Annotated in this window: 17 protein-coding genes; 12 read left to right on the top strand and 5 right to left on the bottom strand. The window is 66.4% G+C overall.

The window, feature by feature from the left end:
* Positions 1-17: 17 nt before the first annotated feature.
* Together CAL15_RS15165 and CAL15_RS15160 are read right to left on the bottom strand one after the other, a co-directional pair.
* Complete coding sequence (locus CAL15_RS15165; RefSeq protein WP_086079365.1) at positions 18-482, bottom strand: peroxiredoxin; 465 nt, start codon at positions 480-482, stop codon at positions 18-20.
* Between the two features lies 1 nt (position 483).
* A complete protein-coding gene (locus CAL15_RS15160; protein WP_086079364.1) occupies positions 484-939 on the bottom strand; it encodes an Mth938-like domain-containing protein in 456 nt (151 codons plus the stop codon).
* Between the two features lie 206 nt (positions 940-1,145).
* Here CAL15_RS15160 and alaC point away from each other — a divergent pair, with 206 nt between their 5' ends.
* The 4 genes from alaC to CAL15_RS15140 all read left to right on the top strand — a co-directional run bounded on the left by alaC (position 1,146) and on the right by CAL15_RS15140 (position 5,469).
* Positions 1,146-2,333, top strand: coding sequence for an alanine transaminase (gene alaC / locus CAL15_RS15155; protein ID WP_086079363.1), 1,188 nt, complete (start codon positions 1,146-1,148; stop codon positions 2,331-2,333).
* A gap of 53 nt (positions 2,334-2,386) precedes the next feature.
* On the top strand, positions 2,387-3,688 hold the full coding sequence (locus tag CAL15_RS15150) for a homoserine dehydrogenase (RefSeq protein ID WP_086081113.1): 1,302 nt from the start codon (positions 2,387-2,389) through the stop codon (positions 3,686-3,688).
* A complete protein-coding gene (gene thrC, locus CAL15_RS15145; RefSeq protein ID WP_086079362.1) occupies positions 3,685-5,094 on the top strand; it encodes a threonine synthase in 1,410 nt (469 codons plus the stop codon). Before CAL15_RS15150 ends, thrC begins: the two co-directional genes overlap by 4 nt.
* 150 nt (positions 5,095-5,244) lie before the next feature.
* Positions 5,245-5,469: a YgdI/YgdR family lipoprotein gene (locus tag CAL15_RS15140; RefSeq protein WP_086079361.1), complete on the top strand. Its 225-nt coding sequence runs from the start codon at positions 5,245-5,247 to the stop codon at positions 5,467-5,469.
* A gap of 114 nt (positions 5,470-5,583) precedes the next feature.
* Here CAL15_RS15140 and CAL15_RS15135 read toward each other — a convergent pair whose 3' ends face one another.
* Together CAL15_RS15135 and pepN are read right to left on the bottom strand one after the other, a co-directional pair.
* Complete coding sequence (locus CAL15_RS15135) at positions 5,584-6,603, bottom strand: class 1 fructose-bisphosphatase (protein ID WP_086079360.1); 1,020 nt, start codon at positions 6,601-6,603, stop codon at positions 5,584-5,586.
* A 9-nt stretch (positions 6,604-6,612) separates the two neighbouring features.
* The gene (gene pepN / locus CAL15_RS15130; RefSeq protein WP_086079359.1) at positions 6,613-9,321 is read right to left on the bottom strand and encodes an aminopeptidase N; all 2,709 of its coding nucleotides are present in this window, start codon (positions 9,319-9,321) and stop codon (positions 6,613-6,615) included.
* Between the two features lie 119 nt (positions 9,322-9,440).
* On the opposite strand from pepN, the gene CAL15_RS15125 reads away from it, so the two are divergent.
* A complete protein-coding gene (locus CAL15_RS15125; protein WP_086079358.1) occupies positions 9,441-10,088 on the top strand; it encodes a DUF4136 domain-containing protein in 648 nt (215 codons plus the stop codon).
* Positions 10,089-10,163: 75 nt separating this feature from the next.
* Here CAL15_RS15125 and CAL15_RS15120 read toward each other — a convergent pair whose 3' ends face one another.
* On the bottom strand, positions 10,164-10,541 hold the full coding sequence (locus tag CAL15_RS15120; protein ID WP_086079357.1) for an H-NS histone family protein: 378 nt from the start codon (positions 10,539-10,541) through the stop codon (positions 10,164-10,166).
* A gap of 139 nt (positions 10,542-10,680) precedes the next feature.
* On the opposite strand from CAL15_RS15120, the gene CAL15_RS15115 reads away from it, so the two are divergent.
* The 7 genes from CAL15_RS15115 to glcF all read left to right on the top strand — a co-directional run bounded on the left by CAL15_RS15115 (position 10,681) and on the right by glcF (position 19,959).
* Complete coding sequence (locus CAL15_RS15115) at positions 10,681-11,502, top strand: carbon-nitrogen hydrolase family protein (protein ID WP_420042557.1); 822 nt, start codon at positions 10,681-10,683, stop codon at positions 11,500-11,502.
* Positions 11,503-11,514: 12 nt separating this feature from the next.
* Entirely contained in the window at positions 11,515-12,975 is a 1,461-nt protein-coding gene (gene tldD / locus CAL15_RS15110; protein WP_086079355.1) for a metalloprotease TldD, read from the top strand.
* Between the two features lie 478 nt (positions 12,976-13,453).
* Positions 13,454-14,527, top strand: a complete 1,074-nt coding sequence (aroG, locus tag CAL15_RS15105; protein WP_086079354.1) for a 3-deoxy-7-phosphoheptulonate synthase AroG — start codon at positions 13,454-13,456, stop codon at positions 14,525-14,527.
* A 76-nt stretch (positions 14,528-14,603) separates the two neighbouring features.
* Positions 14,604-16,013, top strand: coding sequence for an FAD-binding oxidoreductase (locus CAL15_RS15100; RefSeq protein WP_086079353.1), 1,410 nt, complete (start codon positions 14,604-14,606; stop codon positions 16,011-16,013).
* 104 nt (positions 16,014-16,117) lie between these two features.
* Positions 16,118-17,620: an FAD-linked oxidase C-terminal domain-containing protein gene (locus CAL15_RS15095; protein WP_086079352.1), complete on the top strand. Its 1,503-nt coding sequence runs from the start codon at positions 16,118-16,120 to the stop codon at positions 17,618-17,620.
* Positions 17,621-17,629: 9 nt separating this feature from the next.
* On the top strand, positions 17,630-18,727 hold the full coding sequence (gene glcE, locus CAL15_RS15090; protein WP_086079351.1) for a glycolate oxidase subunit GlcE: 1,098 nt from the start codon (positions 17,630-17,632) through the stop codon (positions 18,725-18,727).
* An 8-nt stretch (positions 18,728-18,735) separates the two neighbouring features.
* Positions 18,736-19,959: a glycolate oxidase subunit GlcF gene (glcF, locus tag CAL15_RS15085; protein ID WP_086079350.1), complete on the top strand. Its 1,224-nt coding sequence runs from the start codon at positions 18,736-18,738 to the stop codon at positions 19,957-19,959.
* Positions 19,960-20,182 lie beyond the last annotated feature (223 nt).

The following is a 20,182-nucleotide window of genomic DNA, read 5'->3' as shown; positions in this document are numbered from 1 at the left end:
ACGGGACCTGCAAGGATTCAGCCGATGCTGCGGGCGGCCTGCAGGACCTCCTTGGCATGATTGGGCACCTTCACGCCGCGCCATTCCTGGACCAGCATGCCGTATGCGTCGATGAGGAAGGTGCTGCGTTCGATGCCGCGCACCAGCTTGCCGTACATGTTCTTCTGTTTGATGACGCCGTACAGATTGCAGACCGCCTCGTCGGTGTCGGCGATGAGCGGGAAGGGCAGTTCGTACTTGGCGCGGAAGTTCTCGTGCGACTTCAGCGTATCGCGCGAAATGCCCACCACCACCGTGCTGGAAGCCAGGAAATCGCCATGCAGGTCGCGGAAGTCCTGGCTTTCCGTGGTACAGCCCGGCGTGTTGTCCTTGGGGTAGAAATACAGGACGACGGCGCGGCCGCGGCATTGTTCCAGGCTCAGCGGACCGATGGTGCTTTCGGCCACGAACAGCGGGGCGGGCTTGCCTATCAGGGCGGGCATGTCAGGCATCTTCTCCGTGGGTAGGGATGAGGGCGACGACCACGCGCCGTCCTTCGGCCATCAGGATGTTGTAAGTGCGGGCGGCCGCTTCGGTGTCCATGGACTCGACGCCGATGCCCATGGCCAGCAGCGGCCGCAGCGTGTCGGGCGGCAGCATGCGCTGGCGGCGGCCGGTGCCCACCAGCAGCACTTCGGGCGCATCGGCCGGGCGGGCGGGAGTCAGCTCGGGTTCGTCGAGGAACGCCAAGGGGTCGCGCGCGGCGGGCTCGATGCCGGCGGCCTGCTGCAGAAGGGCGGGGGTGATGTCGGCCGGCGTATGAGCCGGCCATTCGGTGACGGGGCCTTCGGGACCGAAGGCGACCGAATGGGAAAAGCGCACCTGGTTGACCTCGATATAGCCATCACCGTATGCGGTGACGGTATTGAGCGCCGTCGCAGGATCGTTATGCAGCTTCAATAAAAAACTCCGCTAGACGGCCCGATAATAGCGCATCGGATGACGCAGCGCCGCAGGGAAATATGGGGGCAGTGAACGGATTGTTCCCATTTGCCGCCCAGCCGGGCTTGCGCTAGATTACAGGGTTTCCCTGCGCGATCCGTGCTGCCCGCGTCCTTGCACGCGCCTTCTCCTTCGCGTGCCCCTATCCCAGGATCGATCCCATCATGAGGAAGTTCTCTCGCATCGAGCGTCTGCCGCCGTACGTGTTCAACATCACCGGCGAGCTCAAGATGGCGGCGCGCCGCCGCGGCGAGGACATCATCGACATGTCCATGGGCAATCCCGACGGGCCCACGCCTAAACACATCGTCGACAAGCTGGTCGAGGCCTCCACCCGCCCCACCACGCACGGCTATTCGGTTTCCAAGGGCATCCCGCGGCTGCGCAAGGCGATCTGCGACTGGTACCAGCGCCGCTATTCGGTAGAGTTCGATCCCGATTCCGAGGCCATCGTCACCATCGGTTCGAAGGAAGGGCTGGCGCACCTGATGCTGGCCACGCTGGACCAGGGCGACACGGTACTCGTACCCAATCCCAGCTACCCCATCCACATCTACGGCGCGGTCATCGCCGGCGCCAACATCCGCTCGGTGCGCATGACGCCGGGCGTCGATTTCTTCGAAGAACTCGAACGCGCGGTGCGCGAGTCGATCCCGAAGCCCAAGATGATGATCCTGGGCTTTCCCAGCAATCCCACCGCGCAGTGCGTCGACCTGTCGTTCTTCGAGCGCGTGGTCGCCCTGGCGCGCGAGCACGACATTCTGGTGGTGCACGACCTGGCCTATGCCGACATCTGCTTCGACGGCTACGTGGCGCCGTCCATCATGCAGGTGCCGGGCGCGCGCGACGTGGCGGTCGAGTTCTTCACCATGAGCAAGAGCTACAACATGGCCGGCTGGCGCATCGGCTACATGGTGGGCAACCGCGAGCTGGTCAACGCGCTCGCGCGCATCAAGAGCTATCACGACTACGGCACGTTCACGCCCATCCAGGTGGCGTCCATCGCCGCGCTGGACGGCCCGCAGGACTGCGTTTCCGAGATCGTCGAGCAGTACCGCAGCCGCCGCGACGTGCTGGCGCGCGGCCTGCACGAGGCCGGATGGGACGTCGAAGTGCCCAAGGCCTCCATGTACATCTGGGCTCGGATACCCGAGCCATACCGTGCGATGGGCTCGCTCGAGTTCGCCAAGCGCGTGCTGTCCGATGCCAAGGTGGCGGTCTCGCCCGGCGTGGGCTTTGGCGAATACGGCGATGAATACGTGCGCTTCGCGCTTATCGAAAACGAGCAGCGCACCCGCCAGGCGGTGCGCGGCATCAAGGATATGTTCCGCAAGGATGGACTGTTGAAATGAACCAGGCTGTAAAAACGCTGCACCCGCAATCGGCCGCCCCCGCGGCACAGGGCATGCAGCCCATGAAGGTCGGCCTGCTGGGCCTTGGCGTCGTCGGCGGGGGCACCTGGTCGGTGCTGGCGCGCAATGCCGAGGAAATCGCGCGGCGTGCGGGCCGCCGCATCGAGGTCGCCCGCATCGCCGTGCGCGACGTGGCCAAGGCGCGCAGCCGCGTGGGCGACGGCATCGAAGTCTCCACCGACGTCCAGGCGCTGGTGCGCGATCCGCAGATCGACATCGTGGTCGAACTCATCGGCGGCGATACCCTGGCGCGCGAGCTGGTGCTCGAGGCCATCGCGCAGGGCAAGCACGTGGTCACCGCCAACAAGGCGCTGCTGGCCAAGCACGGCAACGAGATCTTCGCCGCCGCCTCGGCGCGTGGCGTGATGGTGGCCTTCGAGGCCGCGGTGGCGGGCGGCATTCCCATCATCAAGGCGATCCGCGAGGGCCTGACCGCCAATCGCATCCAGTGGGTCGCCGGCATCATCAACGGCACCACCAATTTCATCCTGTCCGAAATGCGTACGCGCGGACTGCCGTTCGCCGACGTGCTGGCCGAGGCTCAGCGGCTGGGCTACGCCGAAGCCGATCCCACCTTCGACGTGGAAGGCGTGGACGCCGCGCACAAGCTGACGCTGCTGGCCTCGCTGGCCTTCGGCGTGCCGGTGCAGTTCGAGCGCGCCTACGTCGAGGGCATCTCGCAGCTGGCCCGCGAAGACATCGAGCACGCCGAGCGCCTGGGCTATCGCATCAAGCTGCTGGGCATCACGCGCCGCCGCGCCGAAGGCATCGAGCTGCGCGTGCATCCGGCGCTCGTGCCGGCCGAACGGCTGCTGGCCAACGTCGAGGGTGCGATGAACGCCGTGCTCGTGTATGGCGACGCCACCGGCCCCACGCTGTACTACGGGCAGGGCGCGGGCGAAGAACCCACCGCTTCGGCGGTGGTGGCCGACCTGGTCGACGTCACGCGCCTGCATACGGCCGATCCGGGCAACCGCGTGCCGCACCTGGCCTTCCAGCCCGACGCCATGGCCGATCTGCCCATCCTGCCGATCGAGCAGGTCAGCACCTCGTATTACCTGCGCCTGCGCGTCGACGACCAGCCCGGCGTGCTGGCCGACATCGCCCGCATCCTGGCCGACCGCAGCATCTCCATCGGCTCCATGATCCAGCAGCCATCGCACATCGGCGGGGCCGACATCATCTTCCTCACGCACGAGGCCCTCGAGGGCGACGTCGACCTGGCCATCGGCCAGATCGAGTCCATGCCGTTCGTGCGTTCCAAGGTCACGCGCCTGCGCGTGGAGCATCTATGAACTACGTATCCACCCGCGGCGGCATGGCCCCGCAAGGCTTTTCCGACATTCTGCTTGAAGGTCTGGCGCCGGACGGCGGCCTGGCCGTGCCCGAAGCCCTGCCGCGCGTCGACGCCGCCACGCTCGAATCGTGGCGAGGCTTGTCGTACGCCGACCTGGCCTTCGAGGTCCTGTCCCGCTTTGCCACCGACATCCCCGCCGACGATTTGCGCACCTTGACGCGCGCGGCATATCGGCAAGGTGTGTTCAACAGCGAAGACATCGTGCCCCTGCGTCCGCTGTACGACGGGCTGCACCTGCTGGGCCTGTCCGAAGGCCCGACGCTGGCGTTCAAGGACATGGCCATGCAGTTCCTGGGCCAGGTCTTCGAATACGTGCTGACGCGCCGCGGCACCACGCTCAACATCGTGGGCGCCACGTCGGGCGATACCGGCTCGGCCGCCGAGTACGCGCTGCGCGGCAAGCGCGGCGTGGCCGTGTTCATGCTGTCGCCGCATGGCCGCATGAGCGCCTTCCAGCGCGCCCAGATGTACTCGCTGCAGGACGAGAACATCCACAACATCGCGGTGCGCGGCGTGTTCGACGAGGCCCAGGACATCGTCAAGGCCCTGGCCGGCGACCTGGAGTTCAAGACGCGCTGGCGCCTGGGCGCGGTCAACTCCATCAACTGGGCGCGCATCGCGGCCCAGGTCGTGTACTACTTCCACGGCTGGCTATGCGCCACGACGGGCCGGGGCCAGCAGGTGTCGTTCGCGGTGCCCTCGGGCAACTTCGGCAACATCCTGTCGGGCCACATCGCGCGCCGCATGGGCCTGCCCATACGCCGACTGGTGCTGGCCACCAACGAGAACAACGTGCTCGAAGAGTTCTTCCGCACGGGTCTCTATCGCCCGCGTGGGCCGGCGCAGACGTATGCCACCTCCAGCCCCTCGATGGACATCTCGCGCGCCTCGAACTTCGAGCGCTTCGTCTACGACCTGGTGGATGCGGACGCGGAACGCGTGAAGGCGCTGTGGGCCCAACTGGCGCGCGACGGGCAGTTCGACCTGTCCGCGCAGCTGTCGCGCTTCGATGCCGAACATGGCTTCGTGGCGGGGGTCAGCACGCATGCCGACCGGCTGTCCACCATCAAGTCCACGTACGACACCTGCGGCGTGCTGGTCGATCCGCATACTGCGGACGGCGTAAAGGTGGCGCGCCAATACATGGAGCCCGGCATACCGATGCTGGTGCTCGAGACCGCGCTGCCCGCGAAATTCTCCGAGACCATCGAGGCGGCCCTGGGCCAGCCCGCGCCGCCGCCCGCGGCGCTGGCCAATCTCGAATCGCTGCCGCAGCGCGTCACCGTGATGGACTGCGACGAAATGTCGGTGCGGCGCTACATCGAGGCGCACGCCAAAGTGTAAGAGTTCCGTACGCGGGCCGGTGTCTGCGAGCTTTGGGAAACAAGGCCTGACACAGCCCGCGCGCGCTTTACATTTTCAAGACATTCGGTCATGCGCCACGGCCAGCGGGCCTCTACAGTGAAGTCACCCTCATGACAACACGGAGGTCTTATGAGTCCGAAGAATCTGATGATGGTAATCGCCGCCACCAGCCTGACCGCACTGGCCGGCTGCTCGACACCGACCACTATCCACAAGGCCGACGGCACGCAGGTCCATACCGCTGACCGCCCGGACTACGACGAGGATAGCGGCTTCTACAAGTACGAGAAGGGCGACCGCGAGATCCGCGTCAACAAGGACGACGTCAAGTCGATCGAAGACGTCGACGACTGATGCGGCCTGGCCAGCGGCTGCATGCCGCCGGCCGCCCGGATGCCTCGCGGCACGCATCCGCAAGAGAGTCATCCGGCGCAGCCGCCCGCGTGGCTGCAGTCGAACCCAGCAGGACTACTTCTGCGCGGCTGCCTCGGTGTGGTAGCGGCCGACGCGTTCCACTTCGTTCTTCGACCCCAGGATCACGCTGACGCGCTGGTGCAGCTTCTCGGGCTGCAGGTCGAGAATACGCTGCGTGCCGTTGATGGCCGCGCCCCCCGCCTGTTCGATCAGCAGGCTCATGGGATTGGCTTCATACATCAGGCGCAGCTTGCCAGCCTTGTCCGGTTCGCGGGCGTCCCAGGGATACATGAAGATGCCGCCGCGGGTCAGGATGCGGTGCACGTCGGCCACCATGGACGCGACCCAGCGCATGTTGTAGTCCTTGCCGCGCGGGCCGGTGGAACCGGCCAGGCACTCGTCGATATAGCGGCGCACCGGCGGCGCCCAGTGCCGCATGTTCGACATGTTGATGGCGAACTCTTTGGTGTCTTCCGGCACGCGCATGCTTTCGTGCGTCAACACCCACGAGCCCATTTCGCGGTCCAGCGTGAAGCCGACCACGCCCTTGCCCACGGTAAGCACCAGCATGGTCTGCGGACCATACACCGCATAGCCGGCCGCGACCTGCTGGCTGCCGGGCTGCAGGAAGTCCTGTTCGGTGACGGCGGTGCCCACGTCGTGCGGCGCGCGCAGCACCGAGAAGATGGTGCCGATGGACACGTTGACGTCGATGTTCGACGAGCCGTCCAGGGGATCGAACAGCAGCAGGTACTCGCCCTTGGGATAGCGGTTGGGAATGTGGTGGATGGTCTCCATCTCTTCGGAAGCCATCGCCGCCAGGTGGCCGCCCCATTCGTTGGCCTCGAGCAGGATCTCGTTGGACAGCACGTCCAGCTTCTTCTGCACTTCGCCCTGGACGTTCTCGCTTTCCAGGCTGCCCAGCACGCCGCCCAGCGCGCCCTTGCTGACGGCGTGGCTGATGGCCTTGCAGGCGCGCGCCACCACTTCGATGAGCAGGCGCAGCTCGGGTTGCAGCAGCTGCTCGGAGCGCTGCTGCTCGACCAGGTATTGAGTAAGCGTTTTGCGTTTCAAGGAGTTCTCCTATGCCTGTGCGGCGAATTCCAATGCTTTCGAGGTGATTTCCAGTACGTTGCGCGACAGGCCGGGATGCGCGCTGACGCGTTGCAGCGCCTGCTGCATGGGCTGACGCAGCGCCGGCACGAAGCGCGACCAGTTGTCCAGCGCGCGCGCCAGGCGGGCGGCGACCTCGGGATTCAGGGCGTCCAGCGCGATGACCTGCTCGGTCCAGTAGGCATAGCCCTCGCCATCGGGCCGATGCATGCCGCGCGCGTTGTTCAGGCAGAACTGGAACACCAGCGCGCGGGCGCGGTTCGGATTGCGCAGCGTGAAGGCGGGGTGCTGCATCAGGCCGCGTATGGACTCGACGGTGGCCGAGCGGGCGGTCGCCTGCAGCGTGAACCACTTGTCCACCACCAGCGGATCGTGCTGCCAGCGGTCGTAGAAGGCCGCGAGGGCTTGCGCGGGCGCATCGCCCGTGCCGTAGTTGAGCAGCGCCGACAACGCCGCCATGCTGTCGGTCATGTTGCCGGCCGAGGCGTACTGTTGCTGCGCGAGTTCCTGCGCGCCGTCGGCGCCGGCTGCCATCAGGTGCGCCAGCGCCTGGTTCTTCAGGGCGCGCTTGCCGGCCGGTCCGGGAGCGGGGCTGTACTCGCCGGGTGTCTGGCTGGCATCGAAGGCCGCATGCCATTCCGCGCGCAACTGCCTGCCCAGTTCGGCGCGCAGGAAGTCGCGCGCGACGGCCAATGCCGGCGGATCGATCTGTTCCATGCGCTCGGCCAGCGTCTTCTCGGACGGCAAGGCCAGCGTGCGCGCGCGATATGCCGCGTCCAGCGCCGGATCGGTCAGCAGCGCGCGCCAGGCCTGCACGAAGGCGTCGTCGACCCGCAGCGGCTGGTCGCCCTGATGCTGCCGCACGAGCGCAAGGATCTGCCGCGTCGCCAGTTCCTGGCCCGCTTCCCAGCGAGCGAAGGGGTCGGTGTCATGCGCCGACAGCAGCGCCAGGTCGGCATCGCTCCAGCCATATTCCACGATGACCGGCGCCGAGAAACCGCGCAGCAGCGAGGGAACGGGCGCCGACGGTATGCCTTCGAACACCCATTGCTCGCGTGCCGTGGTGAGCTCGAGCAGTACGGTCTCTTGCTCACGGCCGTCGTGGTGCAGCAGGATGGGGTTGCCCTGGCGGTCGAGCAGGCCCATGGCGAAAGGGATGTGGAACGGCTGCTTGTCCAGCTTGTCGGCGCGGCGCTCGACGCCCACGGGCCGGCACTGCTGCGCCAGCGTGATCGTGCAGCGGCGCGCCGCGGCATCGTAGTCCAGCGTGACGCTGACGCGCGGCGTGCCGGCCTGGCGATACCAGTTGCGGAACACGTCGAGCGTGCGGCCGGGGTGTTGCTTCACATAGACGGACTCCATGGCCGCGACGAAATCGTCGCAGGTGACGGCCTGACCGTCGTGGCGTCGGAAGTACTCGTCCATTCCCGCGCGGAAACCCTCTTCGCCCAGCAGCGTGTGCTGCATGCGGATGACCTCGGCGCCTTTCTCGTACACCGTGGCGGTGTAGAAGTTGCCGATCTCCTGGTAGCTGTCGGGGCGGATGGGGTGGGCCATGGGACCCGCGTCTTCGGGGAACTGCGCCGCGCGCAGCGTGGCCACGTCGTCGATGCGCTTGACCGCGCGCGCGCTGGCGGCCGCGGCAGGATCGAGGCCGCGGGCCATCATGTCCGCGCTGAACTCCTGGTCGCGGAATACCGTCAGGCCTTCCTTCAGGCTGAGTTGGAACCAGTCGCGGCAAGTGACGCGATTGCCCGTCCAGTTGTGGAAGTACTCGTGCCCGATGACCGACTCGATGGCTTCGTAGTTGGCGTCGGTGGCCGTGTCCGGGTCGGCCAGCACGTAGGCGGCGTTGAAGATGTTCAGGCCTTTGTTTTCCATTGCGCCCATGTTGAAGTCGCGCACGGCGACCACCATGAAGCGGTCCAGGTCCAGTTCGAGACCGAAGCGGGCTTCGTCCCATTGCAGCGAGCGCACCAGCGAATCCAGCGCCCACTGGGTGCGCGATTCGGAGCCGGGGTCGCTATACACCTGCAGCAGCACCTCGCGGCCCGTGGCGGTCTTCACCCGCGTTTCGCGATGGGTGAGACGCCCGGCCACCAAGGCGAACAGATAGCAGGGCTTGGGGAAGGGATCTTCCCAGCGCGACTCGTTGCGGCCGTCGGGCAGCGCGCGCGTGTCCAGCAGATTGCCGTTGGACAATAGCACCGGATAAGCCGCCGGCGCGCGCAGTGTGACGCGATAGCGCGACATGACGTCGGGGCGGTCGGCGAACCACGTGATGCGCCGGAAGCCTTCGGCCTCGCACTGCGTGAAGAAGCTCTCGCCGGATACGTACAGGCCCATCAGCGTGGAATTGGCCGCGGGATGGCAGCGGCTGACGGTTTCGACCTCGGCGCGTTCGGGCAGGCCGGAGATGACCAGCGCATGCGCTGACACCGTGTACTTGGAGTCGGGCCACGGCTGGCCGTCGACGTGCAGGGAAACCAGTTCCAGCGCTTCGCCGTCGAGGTGCAGTTCGGCATCCGCGCCGGCATCGGCACGGCGTTCGACCTGCATGGTGCAGCGAACCGTGGTGGTGTCCGGATCCAGGTCGAATTCCAGCGCCACCTGCGGAATTGCGTACGGATAGGGCCGGTAATCCTTCCGGTAAATCGTCACGGGCGTGTCGGTACGCATGGGGTTTCCACGATGCAAAGGGAAGACCGGGTTATTGTAGTGGCATGCCGCGCGAAAACTTTCCGGGCCGCGCGCTGTCTGTATCTGCATGTCGCCGAACGGCGCGAAGGAACTCAGTCATGTCTCCATTCTCCTGGTCGCGCAGCCTGCGCATGGCCGGGGCGGCCATGGCCTTGGGCAGCGTGCTGCTGACGGGCTGCGCGGCGCCCACGGTCTCCACCCACGTCACGTCGTTCCAGCGCTGGCCGCAGGGAGTCGAGGGACAACGCTACGCGTTCGCCGCCGTTCCTCCCGAGCTGGCCAATAATCTCGAGTACCAGTCATACCGCGACACCATGCGCGCCGGCCTGGGCGCCACCGGCCTGGTCGAGGCGACGCAGAGCCAGCCGGCGCGCTTCACGGTTTCGTATCAGTACGGCACCACGCAGACCACGATCATGGTGCGCCAGCCCTATGACCCGTACTTCTACGGCGGGTACGGCGGCTTCTACGGCCCGCGCGGCTGGGGTTATGGCGGATACTGGGGCCCGGGCTTCTGGGGGCCCGAGTGGATCGACGTGCCGGCCGTGGCATATCGGCACTACCTGAACGTCAAAATCGATGACCGCGAAAGCGGCGGGGCCGAAGTCTATCGTTCGTCGGCGTATACGCTCGGACGTACCGACAACCTGCTGCGCGCCATGCCCTACCTGGTGCGAGCCATTTTCGACGGTTTCCCCGGCAACAACGGCAGCGAGCGCCAGATCGAATATCCCGTGGGCCGCTGAGGCGGGCCCGCGCATTGGGGCCGCGCAAATGAAAATGGCGCGCCGCGGCGCGCCATCCGGTACGACGGATCGCGATTATTCGGCGATCAGGAAGCTGGCGCGATCGGCGCCCGCGGCTTCCTCGGCGGCCAGCCAGCGCGGCGCCTTGCCGCGGCCGCTCCAGGTTTCGCCGGTCTTGGGGTGGCGGTACTTCGGGGCCACGGCGCGCTTGGTCGCCGTGCCGTTGGCCGCGGCTTTGCGGCGCGCCCCGGCAGAGGGCGTGCGAGCGGGCTTGGCAGCGCCGAACGCGGCGGCGATTTCCTCAGGAGTAATATCGTAGTCGCGCATCGACTTGACGATAGAGGCGAGCACCGGCTTGCGGCGCTTGGTCAGCAGTACCTCGGCTCTCTTCTGGAGCTTGTTGATCTCCTTCTCGATCTTGGCCTGCTGTACTGCGTAAGACTCACGGGGCATGGTTTTAATTCCTGATTATCAATAGTTGATAGCCTTCGCCGGCTGATGAACAACGCGTTACTGTTTTTGTGCGTGAATAATACTAGCTTATTCCGTTGAAACTGTATCCGAGCGGAGACAATTTTGTATCATGACTGAAATGCAGCCGAAAGAATTGTCGGGGCCGTGGCGGGTAGCCGCCGTTCAGATGGTAAGCACTCCCGACCTACGGGAAAACCTGAAACAGGCGGGTGAGTTAATCCAGAAAGCCGCCGAATCGGGCGCCCGTCTGGTTGCGCTGCCCGAGTACTTTTGTTTCATGGGACAGCGCGATACCGACAAATTCGCGATTAAAGAGACGGAAGGCGCCGGCCCGATTCAGGAGTTCCTGTCAGGCGCCGCCCAGCGCCATGGCGTCTGGATCGCCGGAGGCACGCTGCCACTCGCGTGCCCGGACCCCGGCCGGGTATTCAATACGGCATTCGTGTATGGCCCCGACGGCAAGCAGCGGGCGCGATACGACAAAATCCACCTATTCAATTTCCAGCGCGGCGCCGAGTCATACGATGAGTCGATCGCCATTCATCCCGGAAAAACCGTCCAGGTTTTCGAGGCGCCGTGCGGGCGAGTGGGGCTTTCCACCTGCTACGACCTGCGCTTTCCGGAGCTCTACCGTGCCATGGGCCAGGTGAGCCTGATGCTGGTGCCGGCGGCATTCACGTATACGACCGGCAGGGCGCATTGGGAAATCCTGCTGCGCGCACGGGCCATCGAGAATCAATGTTACATATTGGCGCCCGCCCAGGGCGGCAAGCATCCCAATGGCCGCCGCACCTGGGGACACTCCATGCTGGTCGACCCTTGGGGCGACATCGTGGACGTGCTGCCGGAAGAGCCGGGCGTGATCAGCGGTACGATAGAGCCTGATCGCCTCTCCGAGGTGAGGGCCGCGCTGCCCGCCCTGCGTCACCGAGTCCTGTAGACCGCCACACTCATGAAATTGATCGATCCCGCCATCCAGTCCCTGGCCACCGCCAAATCCCTGCTGCTGGACCCCTGGGGCCTCACCGAAGCCGACCTGGCCCGGGCCCTGGGTGAAATATTCACGCACCGCGTGGATTATGCAGACCTGTATTTCCAGTACACGCGCAGCGAAGGCTGGAGCCTGGAAGAGGGCATCGTCAAGACCGGCAGTTTTTCCATCGGCCAGGGCGTCGGCGTGCGCGCGGTCAGCGGCGAAAAAACGGCGTTCGCCTATTCCGACAGCCTGTCGGTCGACGCACTGCTGTCTGCGGCCGATACGGTGCGCGGCATCGCGCGCCGCGGCGCGGGACGCGTCAAGGTCTCGGCCCACGTGCCGCAGGACGACAGCCGCAGCCTGTACGCCGACATCGACCCGCTTGCCACGCTCAGCGCCGCCGAGAAAGTCGCGCTGCTCGAGCGTGTCGAGCGCATGGCGCGCGCGGCCGATCCGCACGTGATCCAGGTGATGGCCGGCCTGGGCGCCGAATACGACGTGGTGCTGATCGCCGGCAGCGATGGCCGCCTGGCCGCCGACGTACGGCCGCTGGTGCGGCTCTCGCTCACCGTCATTGCCGAGCGCAATGGCCGGCGCGAGATGGGACACGGTGGCGGCGGCGGGCGCACGGGCCTGGATTTCTTCACCGACGATCGGTTGCAAGAGTACGTGGACCGCGCCGTGCACGAGGCCCTGGTCAATCTCGAGGCTCGGCCCGCGCCCGCCGGCGAGATGACCGTCGTGCTCGGTTCGGGATGGCCCGGCATCCTGCTGCACGAGGCGGTGGGGCATGGCCTGGAAGGCGACTTCAACCGCAAGGGCTCGAGCGTCTTCTCGGGCCGCATCGGCGAGCGCGTGGCGTCGCCGGGCGTCACGGTCATCGACGACGGTACGCTGCCGGATCGCCGCGGTTCGCTGAACGTGGATGACGAAGGCAATGCCACTCAGCGCAACGTGCTGATCGAGGACGGCATCCTGCGCGGCTACATGCAGGACACGCTGAATGCCCGGCTGATGAAGACCGGCGCCACCGGCAACGGCCGGCGGGAATCGTTCGCGCACCTGCCCATGCCGCGCATGACCAACACCTACATGCTGGCCGGCGCCACGCCGCCCGAAGAGATCATCGCGTCGGTGAAGAAGGGGCTGTACGCCGCCAACTTCGGCGGCGGGCAGGTCGACATCACCAACGGCAAGTTCGTGTTCTCCGCGTCCGAGGCTTACATGATCGAGGACGGCAAGATCACGTACCCGGTGAAGGGCGCCACGCTGATCGGCAACGGCCCGGACGCCATGAATCGCGTCAGCCTGATCGGCAACGACATGCGGCTGGATTCGGGCGTGGGCACGTGCGGGAAGGATGGCCAGAGCGTGCCTGTGGGGGTGGGGATGCCCACCGTTCGCATGGACGGGCTCACTGTGGGTGGCACTGCCTGATTGCCGTAGCGCTTCAGGTTCTTGAGTCGCCTCCGTCCGTCAGCCGGGGCCGTGCCAGCCAAGTCAGTCGGCTCGGGCGCGCCAGCAGGCGCCCTCGGCCGTTGCGCGGCTTCCCTCCTTCCAATTGGCCGGCACGGCCCCGGCTGACGGACGGAGGCTGGCTCCGAGCCATGCCGCGTTTCTGAAACCGTGGACGCCCGCCATCGGGTCATGCCGATTGTTATCCGTGTCGACTCCGACTATCGCTCATACGAAAGATCTCTGTCATGACACATCCCGCTTTTTTGTGCTAGAGTCGCCGACATGAACTTTCCGCGTCCCGCCTCGTTTTACTTTTATTTTTTTGCTTTTCTGAAGCCGCTGGCGGAGGAAGGGTCGCGTTCAAACTGAAAAGTCGCAGAATCCCTCAAAAAAGCCGCCAGCAAACCTGGCGGTTTTTTTTTGGCCGTCAGCCGGCGGGTGTTCCAGGAGCCGTCCCGTGTCCCACAATACCGATGACCTTCGCATCCGCGAAATCAAAGAACTGAATCCCCCCGCGCACGTCATGCGCGAATTTGCGTGCACGCGCGAGGCGTCCGATACGGTGTATGCCGCGCGGCAGGCGGCGCATCGCATCCTGCACGGCATGGACGATCGGATGATCGTGGTGATCGGGCCGTGCTCGATCCACGATACGCGCGCGGCGATGGAGTATGCGCAGCGCCTGCGGCAGGCTCGCGAGCGCCACGCAGGCGAACTCGAGATCATCATGCGCGTGTACTTCGAGAAGCCGCGCACGACCGTGGGCTGGAAGGGACTGATCAACGATCCCGACCTGGACGGCAGCTTCAACATCAACAAGGGCATCCGCATGGCCCGCGAGCTGCTGCTCGAGATCAACAGCCTGGGACTGCCCGCGGGGTGCGAATTCCTGGACATGATCACGCCGCAGTACATCGCCGACCTGGTCTCGTGGGGCGCCATCGGTGCGCGCACCACCGAAAGCCAGGTGCATCGCGAACTGGCCTCGGGGCTGTCTTGCCCGGTCGGGTTCAAGAACGGCACGGACGGCAACATCCGGATCGCGGTCGATGCGATCAAGGCGGCCTCGCAGCCGCATCACTTCCTGTCCGTCACCAAGGGCGGACATTCGGCCATCGTGTCCACCGCGGGCAACGAGGACTGCCACGTCATCCTGCGCGGCGGCAAGACGCCCAACTACGACGCGGCAAGCGTCGAAGCGGTGTGCCAGGACATGGCCAAGCTGGGCATGGCACAGCGCGTGATGATCGACGCCAGCCACGCCAACAGCAACAAGAAGCCCGAGAACCAGCCCTTGGTGATCGACGACGTGGCGCGCCAGATGGAGCAGGGCGAGTCGCGCATCGTGGGCGTGATGGTCGAGAGTCATCTGGTGGCGGGACGCCAGGATCTGGTGCCGGGCAAGCCGCTCGCGTATGGCCAGAGCATCACCGATGGCTGTATCGATTGGGAGGCGTCCGAGCAGGTGCTGCAGCGTCTGTCCCAGGCCGTACAGGAGCGCCGCCGGGTCGCGCTGACCAGCGGCAAATAGGACTTCTGCCGGCTTGCGCGGTCCTGAGGGGGCGGGCGTAAAATCCCGCCATCTATCACCCTTACGGGCCTCAGCCATGAATGCTCCCTTGCAAGCCGAAACGCTGCGCCGCGAAATCCCTGCCGCCTGCCTGCAGTCGCTGCAGGCCCTGCTGGGCGACCGCCTGTCCGTGGCCGCCGCGGTGCGCGAGCACCATGGCCGCGACGAATCGCCATATCCCGCCATGCTGCCCGACGCGGTGGTGTTCGCCGAAAGCACCGAAGAGGTCGCGGCCGTGGCGAAGCTGTGCAACAGCCATGGCGTACCGATCATTCCCTACGGCGCGGGCTCTTCGCTCGAAGGCCATCTGCTGGCCGTGCAGGGTGGCGTCAGCATCGACCTGTCCCGGATGAACGCGGTACTGGCGGTCAACCCCGAAGACCTCACCGCCACCGTGCAGGCCGGCGTCACCCGCAAGCAGCTCAACGAAGCGGTGCGCGATACGGGGCTGTTCTTCCCCATCGATCCGGGCGCCGATGCCAGCCTGGGCGGCATGGCCGCCACGCGGGCCTCGGGCACCAATGCCGTGCGCTATGGCACCATGCGCGAGAACGTCATGTCGCTCACGGTGGTCACGGCCGATGGGCGCGTCGTACGCACCGCCGGCCGCGCCCGCAAGTCGTCGGCCGGCTACGATCTCACCCGCATCTTCGTGGGCAGTGAAGGCACGCTGGGCATCATCACCGAAGTCACCGTGCGGCTGTATCCGCAACCCGAGGCCGTGTCCGCCGCGGTGTGCAACTTCCCGACGCTCGACGACGCCGTGCGCAGCGTCATCGAGATCATCCAGATGGGCGTACAGGTGGCGCGCGTTGAGTTCATGGACGCCGCCGCGGTGCGGGCCGTCAACCTGCACAGCAAGCTGAACCTGCGCGAATCGCCGCTGCTGCTGTTCGAATTCCACGGCAGCCCGTCGGGCGTGCAAGAGCAGGCCGAAACCGTGCAGGCCATCACCGCCGAGCATGGCGGCATGGACTTCGACTGGGCGGAGCGCCCCGAAGACCGCAGCCGCTTGTGGACGGCGCGCCACAATGCCTACTTTGCGGGGCTGCAGCTGCGCCCGGGCTGCCGCGCCAGCACCACCGACGTATGCGTCCCCATCTCGCGGCTGGCCGACTGCGTGCGCGAAACCGTCGACGACCTGGACCGCGCCAGCTTCCCATACACCATCGTTGGCCACGTCGGCGACGGCAACTTCCACGTGCAGATGTTGCTCGATCCGGACAGCCAGTCCGAGTGGCAGGAGTCCGAGGCGATCAGCCACCGCCTGGTCGAACGGGCCATCTCGGCAGACGGCACATGCACGGGGGAACATGGCGTGGGCCTGCACAAGATGCAATTCATGGAGCGCGAACATGGCGCCGAGGCCCTGGCGCTCATGCGCAGCCTGAAGCATGCGTTCGATCCGAACAACATCCTCAATCCCGGCAAGATCATCGCGTGGTAAGCGGCGTGGGCTGCTCACGCGGCCGCGCCATATCCTTCCCGCACCGGGCAGGTGCGGGTAAATCCGGTCGTGTGCACCGCTTAGGCTCGCGCTATTGTTGATTCATGAACACCCTGGTCGAAACTGGCCTGGCCTCCAGCGGCCAGGAGGCCTACTCCGCAAAACCCGTGATCGATGCACTGTGCGCCATACTGCCGGCGCACAGCGTGTTGTATCGCGAGGAAGACACGCGGCCGTACGAGTGTGACGGACTTTCGCTGTACCGCTGCCTGCCGGCGGCGGTCGCCTTGCCCGAGACCGAGGCGCAGGTGCAGGACATCATGCGCCTATGCAAGCGCTTGAACGTGCCGGTGGTGGCGCGCGGCGCCGGTACCAGCCTGTCGGGCGGCGCCATGCCGCATGCGCGCGGCGTGCTGCTCGGCATGTCCAAGTTCAATCGCATCAAGCGGGTCGATCCCCAGGCATGCACGGCGGTGGTCGAGCCCGGCGTGCGCAACCTGGCCGTGTCCGAGGCGGCAGGCGTGCATGGCCTGTATTACGCGCCGGATCCCTCGAGTCAGATCGCCTGCACCATCGGCGGCAACGTGGCCGAGAATTCCGGCGGCGTGCACTGTCTGAAGTACGGGCTTACCGTGCACAACGTGCTGCGCGTGCGCATGGTCACCATCGAGGGCGACGTGGTCGAGCTGGGCTCCGATGCGCCCGATGCGCCGGGGCTGGACCTGCTGTCGGTCTTCGTGGGTTCAGAAGGCATGCTGGGCATCGTCACCGAGGTCACCGTCAAGCTTGTGCCAAAGCCGCAGTCCGCGCGAGTGGTGCTGGGCAGCTTTCCCAGCGTGGAGGCCGCGGGCAACGCGGTCGCGCAGGTCATCGGCGCCGGCATCATCCCGGCCGGCCTCGAGATGATGGATCGTCAGGCCGTACACATGGTCGAGCCTTTCGTCCAGGCCGGCTACGACCTCGATGCCCAGGCGCTGCTGTTGTGCGAATCCGACGGCACCCCTGAAGAGGTCGAGCACGAGATCGGGCGTGTCGAACAGGTCTTTCGACAGGCCGGGGCCACGCGCCTGCAGGTCTCCACCAGCGAGGCCGAGCGGCTGCGCTTCTGGGCCGGCCGCAAGAACGCATTTCCCGCCGCGGGCCGGGTATCGCCCGATTATTACTGCATGGACGGCACCATTCCGCGCCGCCACTTGGGCCGCGTGCTCAACGCCATCGAACAGATGGAGGACGAGTACGGCCTGCGCTGCGCCAACGTATTCCATGCCGGAGACGGAAACCTGCATCCGTTGATCCTGTTCGATTCCAACAAGCCGGACGAGATCGAACGCGCCGACAAGTTCGGCGCGGCGATACTCGAACTGTGCGTGCAGGTAGGAGGCACCGTGACGGGCGAACACGGTGTGGGTATGGAGAAGATCAATCAAATGTGCGTGCAATTTTCGCGAGACGAGCTGGACGCCTTTCTTGCCGTGAAGCGGGCTTTCGATCCGCCCTTGCTGCTCAATCCTGAAAAGGTCATTCCAACGCTGGCGCGCTGTGCCGAGTACGGCAAGATGCACGTGCACGCCGGAGAAATGCGCTTCCCTCAGTTGTCCCGCTTCTAGGGAACGTCGATGGAATTCGTTCTGTCGGAACTGTGCGATCAGGTCCTGACCGCGCGCGCCGGGCACAAGCCTTTGTTCATCTGCGGCGGCGGCAGCAAGTCGTTCTATGGCAATCATCGTGCGCTGACGCCGCAGGATGGCCATTGCCTGCTCGACATGACGGCCTATCGCGGCATCATCAATTACCAGCCCTCCGAACTGGTCGTGACGGCGCGCGCGGGCACGCCGCTGGCCGATCTCGAGGCCGAATTGTCCGCGCAGGGCCAGATGCTGGCTTTCGAACCGCCGCATTTTGGCGGCAGCGCCACGGTGGGCGGCTGCGTGGCGGCCGGCCTGGCGGGGCCGCGCCGCATGGCTGCCGGCGGCGTGCGCGACTTCGTGCTGGGCGCGCGGCTGCTGGACTCTCATGCCCGTATCCTGTCCTTCGGCGGCGAGGTGATGAAGAACGTAGCGGGATATGACGTCTCCCGCCTGCTGGCCGGCTCGCTGGGCATCTTCGGCGCCATCCTCGAGGTGTCGCTGAAGGTGCTGCCCAAGCCCATGGAAGAGCGCACGCTGCTGCTCGAATCCACGCAGGAAGAGGCGCTGGCGGCGTTTTCGCAATGGCGAGCCAAGCCCATGCCCATCTCGGCCTCGTGCTGGGTGCCGCACGAGGACGGTCGTGGCCGGCTGGCGGTCCGCCTGTCGGGCGCGCCGCCAGCCATCGTCGCCGCCGCGGCACGCATCGGCGGGGAAGTCCTGGACAACGCCGACGCGTGGTGGCGCGATCTGCGCGAGCACAGCCATCCGTTCTTCGATGGCGCGCGGCCGCTGTGGCGCGTATCGGTGCCGCCCACGGCGCCCGCCATGGCGCTGGCGCCCATGTTGCTCGAATGGGGCGGGGGCCAGCGCTGGTACAGCGGCGCCGCCGATGCGCGGGTGCTGCGCGAGGCCGCGGCGCACGCTGGCGGCCATGCCACGCTGTTCCGTGCCGCGCGGTCTACACCGCCCGCGGACGGCGTATTCCATCCCCTGGCGCCCGGCGTGGCCACCCTCACGCGGCGCCTTAAGCAAGAGCTCGATCCGGCCGGCCTGTTCAATCCGGGCCGCCTGTACCCGGAGCTATAGACCATCCTATGCAGACGAATCTGGCATCCTGGGTGCAGGGCACGCCCATGGGGGAAGACGCGGACGCCATCCTGCGGCGTTGCGTGCATTGCGGCTTCTGCACGGCCACCTGTCCCACGTATCAGGTGCTGGGCGACGAACTCGACGGACCGCGCGGCCGCATCTATCTGATCAAGCAGGTGCTCGAGGGCGTCGAGCCCACCCAGGCCACGCAGCAGCACCTGGATCGTTGCCTTACCTGCCGCAACTGCGAGACCACTTGTCCTTCGGGCGTGCAGTACGGGCACCTGGTGGACATCGGCCGGCAAGTCGTGGACGAGCGGGTGACGCGCAGCTGGGCCGACCGCATGCGCCGCCTGTTGCTGCGCAAGGGCATGAATTCGCCGCTGTTCGCGCCCGCCATGCGGCTGGGCCAGGCGCTGCGGCCCATGCTGCCGCGTGCCTTGAAGCTGAAGGTGCCGCCCCGTCGCGCCGCGGGCCGCGTGCCGGATGCGTCGCGCCATGCGCGCCAGGTGTTGCTGCTGGCCGGATGCGTGCAGCCGGCCATGATGCCGACCATCGACGCGGCCACCATCCGCGTGCTGGACGCCATCGGCATCGGCGCGCGCGTGGCGCCTGCCGCCGGCTGTTGCGGCGCCATCAACTTCCACCTCGACGCGCAAGATGACGCGCTGGCGCAGATGCGCGCCAACATCGATGCGTGGTGGCCGCTGGTGGAGCAGGGCGGGGTGGAGGCCATCGTGATGAATGCGTCCGGCTGCGGCGCCATGGTGAAGGAGTATGCGCACCACCTGCGGCGCGATCCCCGCTATGCCGAGCGTGCCGCGCGCATCGTCGCGCTGGTGAGGGACGTGGCCGAGATCGTCGCGCCGCACGCCGCCGAACTGCGCTCGAAGCTGGCCGCCGTGCCGCGCGCGGTCTTCCATCCGCCCTGCACCCTGCAGCACTGGCAGGGGCTGCGTCCGCTGTCCGAGCAGATGCTGACGGCACTGGGCTTCGATCTGCAGCCGTTCAACGAGACGCACCTGTGCTGCGGCTCGGCGGGGGCGTACTCGGTACTGAACCCGGGCATCTCGCAGTCGCTGCGCGATCGCAAGCTCGGCAACATCGCGCGTGCGGAACCGGAGATCATCGTGTCCTCCAACATGGGCTGCATCGGGCATCTGCAGGGCGGCACCGACGTGCCGGTGCGGCACTGGATCGAGGCGGTGGACATGGCGCTGGCGCGCTGAGGCGCAGGAGGGACGGCACTCAGACCCTCATCCGGCCGTTGCCATGTCCAGCCGCGCATGCGTGGAGCGAGTCGGCCGCGCCGGATGAGCAGTGCGATACGCGTCAAGCCGATCGCGACTGTGGAAACTACTGCTGCGGCTTCTGCGTATATCGTCGAGGCACTGTTTTCGGTATCTTGATTCCTGCTTAGTGCGGTGATTATCCGACCAGTCCGATTGGTCG

The sequence above is a fragment of the Bordetella genomosp. 13 genome, from assembly GCF_002119665.1.
Taxonomy (GTDB): domain Bacteria; phylum Pseudomonadota; class Gammaproteobacteria; order Burkholderiales; family Burkholderiaceae_B; genus Bordetella.
Note: the sequence above shows the minus strand (reverse complement) of the source record. Positions and strands in the feature narration are given on the sequence as shown.